14 protein-coding genes are annotated in these 12,857 nt (G+C 67.6%); 2 read left to right on the top strand and 12 right to left on the bottom strand.

The annotated features are described in order from the left end of the window. The first annotated feature begins 101 nt into the window (after positions 1 to 101). Complete coding sequence (locus V9E98_07030; protein ID MEI2716734.1) at positions 102 to 602, top strand: DUF2505 domain-containing protein; 501 nt, start codon at positions 102 to 104, stop codon at positions 600 to 602. A 6-nt stretch (positions 603 to 608) separates the two neighbouring features. On the opposite strand, the gene V9E98_07025 is transcribed toward V9E98_07030, so the two are convergent. The 11 genes from V9E98_07025 to V9E98_06975 all read right to left on the bottom strand — a co-directional run bounded on the left by V9E98_07025 (position 609) and on the right by V9E98_06975 (position 11,590). Then, on the bottom strand, positions 609 to 1,241 hold the full coding sequence (locus V9E98_07025; GenBank protein MEI2716733.1) for a response regulator transcription factor: 633 nt from the start codon (positions 1,239 to 1,241) through the stop codon (positions 609 to 611). Next, positions 1,238 to 1,399, bottom strand: a complete 162-nt coding sequence (locus V9E98_07020) for an ATP-binding protein (GenBank protein MEI2716732.1) — start codon at positions 1,397 to 1,399, stop codon at positions 1,238 to 1,240. The genes V9E98_07025 and V9E98_07020 overlap by 4 nt, the downstream gene beginning before the upstream one ends. Positions 1,400 to 1,401: 2 nt before the next feature. After that, complete coding sequence (locus V9E98_07015) at positions 1,402 to 2,676, bottom strand: histidine kinase (protein MEI2716731.1); 1,275 nt, start codon at positions 2,674 to 2,676, stop codon at positions 1,402 to 1,404. Between the two features lie 84 nt (positions 2,677 to 2,760). Continuing rightward, positions 2,761 to 3,150, bottom strand: a complete 390-nt coding sequence (locus V9E98_07010) for a hypothetical protein (protein MEI2716730.1) — start codon at positions 3,148 to 3,150, stop codon at positions 2,761 to 2,763. Between the two features lie 106 nt (positions 3,151 to 3,256). After that, positions 3,257 to 4,447 carry a glycosyltransferase 87 family protein gene (locus V9E98_07005; protein MEI2716729.1) on the bottom strand — a complete coding sequence of 397 codons (1,191 nt, stop codon included), beginning with the start codon at positions 4,445 to 4,447 and terminating at the stop codon, positions 3,257 to 3,259. A gap of 34 nt (positions 4,448 to 4,481) precedes the next feature. Continuing rightward, positions 4,482 to 6,110, bottom strand: a complete 1,629-nt coding sequence (gene pruA, locus V9E98_07000; protein MEI2716728.1) for an L-glutamate gamma-semialdehyde dehydrogenase — start codon at positions 6,108 to 6,110, stop codon at positions 4,482 to 4,484. A 197-nt stretch (positions 6,111 to 6,307) separates the two neighbouring features. After that, entirely contained in the window at positions 6,308 to 6,760 is a 453-nt protein-coding gene (locus V9E98_06995; GenBank protein ID MEI2716727.1) for a hypothetical protein, read from the bottom strand. A 6-nt stretch (positions 6,761 to 6,766) separates the two neighbouring features. Next, a complete protein-coding gene (locus tag V9E98_06990) occupies positions 6,767 to 7,762 on the bottom strand; it encodes a patatin-like phospholipase family protein (GenBank protein ID MEI2716726.1) in 996 nt (331 codons plus the stop codon). A 58-nt stretch (positions 7,763 to 7,820) separates the two neighbouring features. Beyond that, entirely contained in the window at positions 7,821 to 9,242 is a 1,422-nt protein-coding gene (locus V9E98_06985; GenBank protein ID MEI2716725.1) for a wax ester/triacylglycerol synthase family O-acyltransferase, read from the bottom strand. Positions 9,243 to 9,941: 699 nt separating this feature from the next. Then, a complete protein-coding gene (locus tag V9E98_06980; protein ID MEI2716724.1) occupies positions 9,942 to 11,030 on the bottom strand; it encodes a hypothetical protein in 1,089 nt (362 codons plus the stop codon). Then, positions 11,027 to 11,590, bottom strand: coding sequence for an SAF domain-containing protein (locus tag V9E98_06975; protein MEI2716723.1), 564 nt, complete (start codon positions 11,588 to 11,590; stop codon positions 11,027 to 11,029). Before V9E98_06975 ends, V9E98_06980 begins: the two co-directional genes overlap by 4 nt. A 59-nt stretch (positions 11,591 to 11,649) precedes the next feature. Here V9E98_06975 and V9E98_06970 point away from each other — a divergent pair, with 59 nt between their 5' ends. Next, on the top strand, positions 11,650 to 11,865 hold the full coding sequence (locus V9E98_06970; protein MEI2716722.1) for a helix-turn-helix domain-containing protein: 216 nt from the start codon (positions 11,650 to 11,652) through the stop codon (positions 11,863 to 11,865). Here V9E98_06970 and V9E98_06965 read toward each other — a convergent pair. Continuing rightward, positions 11,859 to 12,350 (bottom strand): hypothetical protein, encoded by a 492-nt coding sequence (locus V9E98_06965; GenBank protein MEI2716721.1) that lies wholly within the window; start codon positions 12,348 to 12,350, stop codon positions 11,859 to 11,861. The genes V9E98_06970 and V9E98_06965 overlap by 7 nt on opposite strands. Between the last annotated feature and the right edge of the window lie 507 nt (positions 12,351 to 12,857).

The following is a 12,857-nucleotide window of genomic DNA, read 5'->3' as shown; positions in this document are numbered from 1 at the left end:
AACCTGGACGCGCAAGCGGTCGGATACTGGGCACCCTCAGGGGTGCCGAGTAGGGCATGGTGGGGTTGTCAGGCAGGGCGGATGACTCAGGAGGAGTGCGCGTGGCCAAGAAGATCGATTGGGTCCAGCAGTACCAGGCGGACGCCGACGAGGTGTTCGCCATGCTGTGTGACCCCGAGTTCGTCGAACACAAGTGTCTGGCCAGCGGTTCGATCGAGGCGTCGGCGGATGTCTTCGAGGAGGACACCCTCATCACCATCGTGAGCCGCCGGGTGCTACCGGCCAAACTGCCCGGGTTCGCGAAGAAGTTCGTCGGCGAGACTGTCACTCTCGTCGAGACGCAACGGTGGACATCGGATCAGGACGCCGGCCTTCGCACCGCAACCTTTGTCGTGGACTTCGGCAACAACCCCATCGGCTTCAGTGGCGACGTCAATCTGGATCCACACCCGCAGGGCACCACGGTGCAAACCGTCGGATCACTGAAGTGCACCGTCCCTTTGGTGGGAGGCAAGATCGAGGGTGTCGCCGAGGAGTGGATCGTCAAGTACTTGGACAAAGAACAGCGCGTCGGGACGGCGTGGCTCAACGGCGAACGGTGAGTCTGCTCACGGAGCCGCCAAGTGCTCGTGGGCCCACAGCGTCGCCTGCACCCGGTCGGTGACGCCGAGGGCTGCGTAGACCTGGGTCAGGTGAGCCTTGACGGTCTTCTCGCTGATACCAAGGTCGCGGGCCACGAGGCGATTGGGTTTGCCTGCGGCCACCAACCGAAGGACCTCGACCTGCTTCGCGGTCAGCGTGTGCGCGGTGCCTGACTCGACTCGCGTACGCCGGGCTTCCACCAGCATCCGGGCCACCCGTGGATCGATGGGCGAGCCCCCCGCTGCCGCCGCGCGCACACCGTCCTGGAGCACCGAAGGTGAGACATCCTTCATCAGGTACCCCACTGCGCCAGCGTCGAGGCTGGCCAGTACCCGTTCGCGATCCGAGAAAGTTGTGAGCACAACGACCGCGGTGTCGGGCACGGACTCGGTGATGGCGGCTGTGGCGGCGATGCCATCGGTACCGGGCATCGACAGGTCCATCAGCACGACATCGGGCCGCAGCCGACGCGCCAGTTCGACACCCGAGGCCCCATCGTTCGCCGAGCCGAGAACCTCGATGTCGTCGATCTGACCGAGCAGGAGGCGGAGTCCCTGGACCACCACCTCGTGGTCATCGACGAGGACGACGCCGATCATGTCACCGGCACCCGGACAGTCACGGTCGTACCGGTACCAGGGCCGCCCGCGACGGTCAACCGGCCACCGACCGACTCTGCCAGGTCGCTGCTGATCCGCAGCCCCATGTGCCCCGTCTCCACTGCATCCGGGTCGAACCCCGTTCCGTCGTCTGTCACTGTCAGGACCACCTCTTCTCCCGCTCGCTCTCCCGCTCGATCTCCCGCTCGCTCTCCCCCGCTCGCTCCCGGCCCCCTTCCCCTTCAGGCAGGCCGCTATTTCGTTCCCGCAACAGGGTCACGGTCACATGGTCGGCCCCCGAGTGTTTGGCTGCGTTCGCCAGCGCCTCTCGTGCAATGCGATATACGACCGCTTGGACTTCGGGATCGAGGTCCGCGATTTCCGCAACATCGGCCCTGGCCTCGATCCCGCTGGGTAGAGCCGCAATCTGGTCGGCCAATGCCGGTGCGAGACCGGTGCGGGTCAGGTTCGCCGGGTAGATGTCCACCAGGAGGCTGCGCAGACCTCGCACCGCGTCGCGGGCCTGCCCGGCTGCGGAATCCAGCTGCTCGGCATCGTCTGCCGCTCCATCCGCACGGGCCCGGGCGGACAGTCCCGCCAGCGTGAACGAAAGTCCCGCGAGGTCCTGGACGGTCCCGTCGTGCAGGCGGGCGGCGATCCGACGCCGCTCGACGTCCCCGGCATCGACGGCACGTTGGAGTAGATCCTGTCGAACCCGCAGGTCGGCGCTGATCCGGCGGGCCATACGAACCGCCAGAAGCCCGAGGACCACAGCCAGAAGCAGCAGCGACCCCAGGACAACCGGGGCGAAAGCCAGCCAGATTCGGCGAGCGTCTTCGGACAGCGAGTCCTGCAGTTGGTGGACCTGGACCAGATAGGTGACGCCATCGGCACCCTTCACGGGGACACTGACGTCGAGGATCGCGGACTCGGGATCCAGGTATCGATTCTCGGGTCGGGACACATCCGCCGGTTCGACGACCACCCCGGCGCCTGGGTCGAAGGTCGGCGCCGGGACGAACGGCTCGCCGATGATCCGCGGGTCATCGGCATAGACGACGATGCCATCCGCCGTCCACACCCTCAATCCCAGCACATCGGAGCCCTCGAGCGTGACAGCGAGCGCGTCGTCGAGCGAGGAGATGTCCCCCGGTCGTCCCGCGATCAGATCCTCACTCAGGCGAGGCTCCACCACGGAGCGGGCCAAGAACTGCGCTGTCATCGCGGCATCGCGCATGGATTGCTCCCGGGCCACTGCCACTGCGACCACAAGACTCAGGAGAGCGAGGATGACCAGTCCGATCAGTCCCGGGATCGCGAACCGCAGGACCTCGCGGCGAACGATCGAACGCGGATCGTCGGAATCAGAACCCGAACCGTGCCCCGCTGCACCGCTGACCAGCCGACCAGCCATTGGGGTCGCCGGCGGGGTCATGGTTCATTGTGGCGCGTCGGGTGGACACTCAGTAGGTCGTTTCCGGCCAACGAGATTGTTGCCGGCCAGGAAAGTCGTGGCCGGTCAATACGTCAACGACCCCGAGCAGGTCTCCCCGGAACGGCTGCGAGCGTCGAAGCGGTAGGTGTCCACGCCCGGAAGATTCAACGTGGGCCGCCGGAAGATGTAACCCCCCCGCCCCGGCCCCCCGAACCCACCGGGCACGACCCGACCGTTGTGCAGCACCCTCGCGCGCCAGAACTGACGGGAGCCGGTGATACGGATCGCGACCAGGATTCCGCGGTTCTTCGCCCTGCCGGACATGACCCAACTACTCGAGCCCGAGCATCGGCCGGAACTGACGATCGTGTCCGCGCCTCCACCCGGACCGCCTGGCGCTGCGGACGCAGGCGGTGCAGCGAGCACGAGGGCCACCGCGGCCACAGCGGAGACGAAGCGGGTGATGGTCAACATGTCGGAGTCCTCCTCTTCGATCGTGACCGACGACGCGCCTGCGAACAACCCGACCTTTGTCCTAGGACCACCCCCGCGTCCAAGGATCACCCCCATGCGCTCGGCTTCACTGACTCGGACCGGGTCCGGGTCCGGTTCCGGGTCGCACGACGACGCGATACCACGACCACGCAGCCGCCACCACCACGAGCGTCACCCGCACCGCCTGCAGCGTGACCATCAAGGGGTCACCCGACAACAGCCGCCCATAGCCGCCCGGGTAGAGGATCTGAGCGATCGCGGCGGCGGCCACCACGAGCCACACCGCGGTGCGAACTCGAGACCGGGGGGCCACCAGGCACAGCGCACCCAGCCCCAGGAGCCAGATGGAGTACTGGGGCGAGAACACCCGACTCACGACGACAGAGAAGAGAACCACCGTGAACGCGATGTCGGCGGGCGCAGCCTGGGCGAGGCGTTGTCGCCACCAGACCACGGCGAGCCACACAAGGCCGACGACGGCCACGACGGTGACCACGGCAGCGGCGATCCCCGCCCCGGCGACCGCCACCTCCATCGCACCGTATCGATACTCCAACTCGACGCCGCCCTGGGTCGCATTGATGATCAGGAACGGCAACGCGGCGACGGATTCCACCTGCAGACCGCGACTGCCTTGTCCGCCGAGGAACCCTGTCAGGTCACCGAAGACGAGGGCGGTGCCGGCCAGCAGCAGCACCGTGATCGCCACGAAGCTGCCCAGAGCGGGCAGCGAACGCCGCCGGGGCACCACGGCCAGCACGAGGACCGGCCACACCTTGAAGCCCGCGCCGATTGCTGCCCAGACACCTGTTCGCACCGGGTGGGCGGCGGCGATGACAGCGAGCACCGCAAAAAGGGTGGGCACCACATCGAACCGCGCCACGAGGATCGGGCCGATCACAACGCCGAAACCCACCCAGTACCATCCGGCGGCCAACTTGTGGCGGGTCAGAACGATGGTCAAGATCAGGTCCACGGCCATGATCGCCAACAACAGCGCTGTCGCAGGATCCGACCCGATTCCTCCAGCCAGGAAGAAGAACGCCGACAGCGGTGGGTACTGCCACATGTCATCGACCGGAAGTCGCCCATCCGACAGGACGGGGAGCCAACGCGCATAGACGTCAAGATCGTCGAACGCCAAGCGTCCACCGGGATAGAACCCCAGTTCCACTCGTCCCAGGATCACCAACCCGACGCGTGTGACCAGCCACGCCGCGAGCACCATGGCGTACCGCCACCACGACGCCGCATTGTCCGTTGCGGGCACGGCCATCACGACACCCCCGGGCCCGATCCGGGCGCAGCCATCAGTCCATGTGGGGGTAGCGATGATCCGTCGGTGGCACGAAGGTCTCCTTGATCGAGCGCGTGCTCGTCCAGCGCATGAGGTTCTGCGCAGCACCTGCCTTGTCGTTCGTGCCCGAGGCCCGACCGCCGCCGAACGGCTGCTGACCCACCACCGCACCCGTCGGCTTGTCATTGATGTAGAAGTTCCCGGCGGCGAACCGCAGCCGATGCATGGCGTCGGCGATGGCGGCGCGATCCTGGGCGATGATCGAACCCGTCAACGCATAGGGAGCGATCCCTTCCATTTGGTCCAGCACCCGGTCGTAGTCGGAGTCGTCGAACACGTGGACTGCAAGTAGCGGTCCGAAGTACTCGGTCGTGAAGTACTCACGGGTCGGATCAGAACACTCCAGCACTGTGGGGCGGACGAAGTAGCCCACGGAGTCGTCCGACGAACCGCCCGCGAGAGTCGTGACGGTGTCATCTGCGGCCGCCCGCTGCTGGACAGCAGCCAACCGTCCGAAAGCGCGGTCGTCGATGACGGCTCCCATGAAGTTGGCGAAGTCGAGGGTGGATCCCATCGTCAGGCTCTCCGTCGTATCCGCCACGTCGTCCCGGATGCGGCTCCAGACACTGCGTGGCACGTAGGCACGCGAGGCCGCGGAGCACTTCTGCCCCTGGAACTCGAACGCCCCCCGAACCATCGCGGTGACGACGACCGCAGGGTCCGCGGACGGGTGAACCATGATGAAGTCCTTACCGCCGGTCTCACCCACGATGCGGGGGTAGCTGCGGTATTGGTCGATGTTGGTGCCGACGGTTCGCCACAACATCTGGAACACCGGGGTCGAGCCGGTGAAGTGGATCCCGGCGAGGTCGGGTGATGCCAAAGTCACCTCCGACACGGGGATACCGGATCCGGTCACCATGTTGATGACGCCAGGTGGAAGCCCCGCTTCCATGAGAATCTCCATGACCAGCGAGGCGGCGAACTGCTGCGTCGCGGCCGGTTTCCAGACCACTGTGTTGCCCATCAACGCCGGCGCGGTCGGCAGATTCCCGGCGATCGCCGTGAAGTTGAACGGTGTGATGGCGTAGACGAACCCCTCGAGCGGCCGGTGGTCGGTGCGGTTCCAGACCCCGGGCGACGAGATCGGTTGTTCGGCGAGGATCTGGCGGGCGAACCCGACATTGAACCGCCAGAAGTCGATCAATTCGCAGGCGGAGTCGATCTCCGCCTGGATGGCGGTCTTGGATTGCCCGAGCATCGTGGCGGCATTGAGCCGATCCCTCCAGGGCCCCGAGAGCAAGTCGGCCGCCTTGAGGATGATGGCCGCCCGATCGTCGAACGCCATGTCTCGCCACGCGGGCGCGGCCGCGGCAGCAGCGGAGACTGCGGCGGCGGCGTCCGCGGTCACGGACTCCCGACCGGTGCCCAACACGGCAGCGTGGTCGTGCGGCTGCACCACCACGAAGGGTTCGCCGCCCGCCGGCACCCACTCGCCACCGATGCACTGCGGCAGTTCACGACCCTCGCCGGGGGCCAGATCGCTCAGTGCCGCGGCTAACGCAGCCCGATGCGCACTGCCGGGCTCATACATCCGGATGGGCTCGTTGGTCACCGGTGGGATGTCGGTCACTGCGTCCACGAGGTTCCTCCGCTTCGTGAGTATCGGGCCCATCTTGGCAGTCGGGCGGGCGGATTGGCGCGGTGGGCCAGGCGACCGCAGTGGGCGTGCGACCGCGATGCGTCACGAGCCGCTGTGAGTCACGAGCGCCCGTGATTCACGGGCCGCCGTGGCCTGCGAGCCGCCGTGGCCTGCGAGCCGCCGCGACTCAAGAGACCTCAAGAGACGAGGTCGGCGAGTTCTTGGCGAGCGAACCACAGCAGATCCGTCGAGTCGATCGCCGACTCCTTGCCGTTCAGAGCGGCCACGATGGTGCCGGCGGCATCGGGTCCATCGGCGTAGACGGCGAGAAACCGCTCGACCGGTACTCGGCGGGTGAGGATCACCCCGCCATCAGGTTCACTGTCGGTCCACTCCTCCGGGATGTTCGCGACCACCACTGCGCGGCGGCGCGGCGCCTCCGGTTCGGAGCGCAAGGCAACGAGGGACTCCGCTGCGGCCAGGCGAAGGGACTCGTACTCAGCAGAACCTTGGTCGTTGTCGGCATCGTCAGCGCCCGAACCCAAGCGGCCCGAGCCCAAGATTCGTGCGTGCCACCCCGACGAAGGCAGTGCGCCGCTCGCCACGGCCCGCCGTAGCCCGACGAAGGTCACCGGAATGTAGACGCGCACGGCGTGTCAGCCGACTTCCGACATATGGTCCGGTCCGACGTTTTCCGGATCCCGCAACGTCGCGACACTGGTGCGCAGCGACGTCTCGAGGACTTCAATGCGGCGGGGCAGGTCCATCGCATTGCCTCCCATGGCCTCGAGGTCCTCGGGTCCCGGGCCCACGACGGTGACGCTGGCCCCGTGGGAGCGGACCTTGTCCGCCTCCTTGAGGCACCGCTTGGTGACCTGCAACCGCCACCGGCGTTCGAGCCGGGTGAGCAACGTCGCCGGCCGGTCGAGGTGGAACGACACCATGGGCGCCAGAACATAGACCTCATCGAGACCCTGACCGGCCACGAGGTCGGCGTTGGTGGCCGACCACGTGCCGCCGTCGACATACTCGCGGTCGTGGATCCGGACAGGACGGAACCAGGCGGGGATCGCGCACGAGGCCATGACAGCATCCGACAGCGGCGCCAGGGGCGCTGACGGCTGGCCGAAAGCGACTCGGCGTCCATCCTCGTAGTCCATGGCGACGATCCACAGGTTCGGATGGGGAGACCACTCCCCCATGGGAGTGATGGCCTCGACCAGGTGGCCGACCCGGGCCAGGGAACCGGTACCCGTAGGCAGGAACCCGCTGAGGACCGCCGTCGGCGGCATCCGTCTCGCCCTGCGGATGCTGGAGCCGATCAGTTTGGCCGACCCGGGCCCGAGGAGTCGCGGTCGCGTGGGGCGGCTGGGTCCGGTCGCCTTCTCGTAGTCGAACGAGAAGCCGGCGAGGGGTCCGTCGGTGATCGGGTGGCCGCACTGGTGCGACACCATCTGGTCGACCGAGACCCCGGCGCCCAGCAGCGCCGACACGACCGACCCGGCCGATGTGCCGACGATGACGTCGCAGTCGCGAGGATCGATGCCGTGCACGTCGCGCAGAGCGGACAGCGCCCCGATCATCCACGCGGCACCCAACACCCCACCCCCGCCGAGGACCAGTCCCCGGCGGATCGGACGTGCCTGTGCCATTCCAGTCACCTCAGCACTCACATCAAAACGCGACCCTGAGGGCTGCGTGGCGGAGTTGTTACGCCTTTACGGTACGCCTCCGGCCGCTCGGCGTGGTGGTGTCCACCAATTCCGCCAAAGCAGCGCTGATGCACTCCGCCAACACGTCCACATCGGGCATGCCGTCGCGATCCGCGTTGAGTCCGTAGAACACGCCGCCGTCATACGACGTGAGCCCGATGCTGACGGCCTGGTTGCGTGCCAACGGGACCACCGGGTAAGCCGCGAGCATGCGGGAACCGCCTGCGTACAGCGGGAATTGAGGGCCGGGCACGTTCGTGACGACGAGGTTCCACACCCGCCGGGTCAGGCCGCTGGCCGCGCGGGCCCCGATGGCGTGCAGCGTGGGCGGCGCGAAGCCGGCGATCCCGACAATGGCCTGCGCGCCGAGCGCCTGCCCGCTGGCCTTCAGTTGGCCCATCTCGAAGGTGACTCGCTGGAGTCGCACCACGGGATCCGGCTCTCCGACCGGGAGGTCGCAGAGGAATGCGGCGACCTGATTGCCGCCGGCATTGGCGTCGCCCTCGGGGCGCATGCTGACCGGGACCATGGCCCGGATGGTGCTGCGGGCGGTGAGGTTCTCGCCCCTCGCCATCAGCCACTCACGCAGCGCTCCGGCGATGACCGCCAGGACGACGTCGTTGATGGTGCCGCCATGGGCTTTGCGAATGCGTTTGTAGTCGACCAGCGACGTGTCCGCGGTGCCGTACCGGCGTTGCTCACCGATCTCGACGTTCAGTGGGCTGTGCGCCGGGGGGCGGACCACCGTTGCAGCGGCGCTGAGGACACCGGCGACACTGCGACCGAGGTCCAAGGCGGTTTCGCGCACATCCCCAAATCCGGTCTTGACCGACTCCACGACTGCGGCGGGCGACCGGAGCGAATCGGCGACTCCTCCGACGAACAGCTCGAGCGACGTCGGCTCGCGCGCGGGACGCCAGACGTCGGTCCCCAATGCCCGAGGCTCGGGCGTCACGTCCAGGATCACCTGGCCGATGTCCACGGCCGCCATGCCGTCGACCATCGCGTGGTGACTCTTGGACAAGATCGCGAACCTCCCCCCCTCGAGGCCTTCGATCAGGTACATCTCCCACAGTGGCCGGTTCTGGTCCAACGGGCGACTCATGATGCGGGCCACCAACTCGCGCAGTTGCGCGTCAGTGCCGGGTCGAGGCAGAGCGGAGCGGCGCACGTGGTAGGTGACATCAAAAGACTCGTCGTCGACCCACACCGGGTTGGCGACCCGGCCCGGAACCCAGCGCACACGTTGCCGGTAGCGCGGGACGAAAGCGATCCGGGTCCGGATGAGCCGGACCAGTCGGTCGTGGTCGAAGCCCGCGGCGGGTGGTTCGAAGACCGCGACGCTGCCGACGTGCATCGGGGTCGTGGGCTCCTCGAGGTAGAGGAACGACACATCCAGCGGACTGAGCCGGTCGGCCACCGCAACTCCCTTCGACGCTGCCCCCATGCTGTCACGAACCAACTCGACACCATTTCATCGGTGGCGCCGCCCGCCGTTTCATCGGTGGCGCCGCAGGCCGTTTCATCGTGGCGCCGCAGGCCCTCCATCGGTAGCGCCGCACCTTCGCCAATACGACACCCGCCGAAACGACACCGCCGATACGACACCGCCGATACGACACCCGCCGATACGACACCCGCCGAAATGACATTGGTCGAAACGGGTGATCCCCACGGCCAGTCCCCGCCCTCGCGTTGCTTCCGGCAACAACAGCGAGGCAGGGTGGAACTGTCACCGAGGAGCAGCGGGACCATCACCGAGAAGGTCCGCACCGAGGTGGCGAAACGTTCACAGAGGGACACCGACAGACAACAGAGTCACTTCGACTCAGTCTTGACCGGCGACGACGACAACACCTCTCCAGAGGCGGCGACGGCGGTCGAACAAGACAACAGAGTCTGTGGCAGCAGTCGCTCGACGAACGACACCACAACCGCATGACCCGTGAGTCGTGCGGCATGAACAGGGCCCCTCGTTCCCGTATACCGAGGGGCCCTGTTCCCTGTCCCGAAGGTTCCCTGTCCCGAAGGTTCCCTGTCCGAAGGTTCCCTGTCCGAGGTGCCCCTGTCTGAGGGTTCACCGTCCCGGTGGTCCCCGCACCAGTGGTCCCTGTCCGAGTCACCCCGACACCGTGGTCCGCAGCGAGCCGGCCAGACGCTCGATGGCCTTGGCCAGCGCGGACCGCGGCGCGGCGCGGCGCAACGGAACTGGGCGGCGGTCGAGGCGGGTCGCCGCTCGTGGATCGTGCGGGAGACCGGCCACCCGAGCTGCCGGAGACACCTGCGCCACGATCTGCCCCAGCCGGCGCAGCGGGTCTGGTCCCAGTCCACGATCCGGGACGTGATTCCACACGACCGTTTCCTCGGCAGCGGATGCCTCCCGGATCCGTCCGGCACCATCGGCCCACCGCCTGATCCCCAGCGCCGAGGGCACAGCCACCGTGACGACTGCTGCGGCGCGAGCGAGCACGGGGTGCCCGGACCCATGTGACACGTCAGGCCCGCAGTCGACCACGACCGGTATCCCAGCACGCGCAACTGCGTCCCACACGCCGGGTCCCGCGAGGGCCGTGTTCGCGTCGGGCGCTGCGGGAAGGACCGCCACACCCCACCAGGGAGAGGCGGCAGCCAGCAGCGCGGCGGGATCGAGCCGACCTCCGGCTGCGGCCCTCGCAGCCCCCATCACCCCGGGCGCCCCGGGTGGCAGCCCGCAGAAGAAGCCCACGGCCGGCGCCACCGGGTCAGCGTCGATGAGGAGTACGTCGGATCCCCACTGAGCGGCGAGATTGGTGGCGACCGTCGTGCGCCCGGTCGACCCCGGTGGCCCGGTCACGGCGATGATCGGCGCGACGTCCGGTGGCGGGGATTCCGGCATCCGGGCCTGCGCCAACAACGCGGCGAGGTCACTGTCGGCTGACACTGTGAGCACCGGCAGGCCCCATTCGGCGCATTGTCGCGCCGCGGAATCATCGTTCGTGTCAGCGATCCCCCAACAGGGCACACCGGACGCCGCGATCCGCAGCGCCACATCACGGTTCATCTGAGGGAATCTGCTGGACACGACCACGACGTCGGCCAGTTCGGGCCTGGCGAGTGCCAGCAGTTCCACGACATCGGAGACCCTCCGAGCCCCGGGGTCGCTGCCGGTGAGGGAGCGGACGATCGCGGCCTCGCAGTTCAGGCCGCTGATCGCGAGCACCCAGGTCATGGGTGCACCGCCACGACGAGACCCTGCGAGGAGGCGGCCCGGACCGCTGCCCGCGTCTGCTCGACGGGAACCGACACCTCGACCCGGCCAGGACCGAGATCCGCACCGGCCGTGCGCTGGACGGTCACGTCGCTGAGTACGGGCAGGTCGTGGTCCCAGATGTCCACCGTGTCTCCCGGGCGCAACTGGACCGGCAACCGGTCCGCCGGGATGGGCAAGGTGACCAGGCGCTGCTCGGTGGCTTCGCCGCCCGTCACGTCCGAGACGGTCAGTAGTTCGCCGGGGGCGAGACCTCTCGTCGCGACGCCGGCGGGTTGGGTGACCAGAGCGGCCGGTTCGGGCAGCGAAACCGACACCTGCTCGAACGCGAGGGAGTCGATCCGGGCCCCCGCCGGCACCGGTTCGCGGGCGATCCAGGCCCGCTGGTGGTCGACTTCCTCACCTGTCACGGCGATACCCGCGACGATCGCTGCCGCGGCGATCAAGCCCACGCCAACAGTCAGCCGGGCTCGTCCCGGTCCGCGAGTGAGGTGGACGTTTCCGTCTGGACGAACTGACATGTCTCCCCCGAAGTACCGGTCCGGCGCCCCGTGCGCCCGACCCGTGCCAGCATTAGACCGTGGACCGTCGATTCCTGACCCTCGCGGATATCGCGGATGTGCTGAACATCTCAGCGGCGCAGGCGTACGCCCTGGTCCGCTCAGGCGAGTTGAGGGCTGTGAAAATCGGCGGCCGGGGTCAATGGCGAGTAGACGAGGCTGACTTCGAGGACTACCTCAAGCGCATGTACGCACAAACCGAGCAGTCGCTCAGGGACGAGAGGGCCGATCACTGACAGCGCAGCCAGCGCAGCGCCGACCACGGGACGATCCATCCCCCCGCTGAGCCACGGAGAACGATGTGGTCGGCACCCACACAATCCAGTTCCTCGGTGAGGATCTGTCCGTCACGCAATGCGGCCGTGACCTCCCGACCGACCCACTCCCGCGCCGCGGAAGCGCCGGAGGCGCGTTGCCTGCCCGTCGGACCACGGGCGGGGCGGGTGGGGCCCCGGACCCATGAGATCGTGGCCGTCGGCAGCAGCCACTGACCGTCAGTCGCGAGTATCACGACAGCGTCGCCGAACACCGGTCCCACCGTGCCGGTGACGACCCGATCCTCGATGCCCACCCGAATCTCGGCACCCGCCATCGCTCGGACCCGGTCCGTCCATCCGATCGCCGCCAGTTCCGCCGCAGCGACGTCGGCTGCTTCTTCAGCCGTCTGCGGTTCGAGGACGGGCAGAAGGTCCCACATCTGGGGGAAATCAGCGGTGGACATCCGCCGACCATGACGCTTCCCCGACCAGTCGGGGCGTGGTGGTGCCCGAAGCGGTGGTTCACCTCACATTCGTCGTCGGGTCTTGACTCGAACCCCGGATCGGGTTTCTCATTAAACCGCGCTGAACAAGGGCAAATAACATTTAACAGCATCAAACAGCATCAAACGCCACGTGGAGTGCGGCAGAAGATGTCCAAATCGCCACTGAAGCCAGCACACGGACGACAAGCCAGCACACGGACGACAAGCCAGCACACGGACGACAAGCCAGCACACGGAAGACAAGCGGGGACGAATGACCATCGGGGGACAAATGACTCACTACGCTCAGCCACACGCAACCGCACCCGCACCTGCACCCGCAACCGCACCCGCACCTGCACCCGCAACCGCAACCGCACCCGCACCCGCACACCCGTACCCGCACCCGCCCGCACAGGCACAGGTCCGTCCATCGACGCGACAAGAGGCGCAAGAACCGCAACAGCCGCACGTGCCGAAACAACC

Source organism: Candidatus Nanopelagicales bacterium (assembly GCA_037045355.1).
Lineage (GTDB): Bacteria > Actinomycetota > Actinomycetes > S36-B12.
This window is presented reverse-complemented; position numbering and strand designations above follow the sequence as displayed.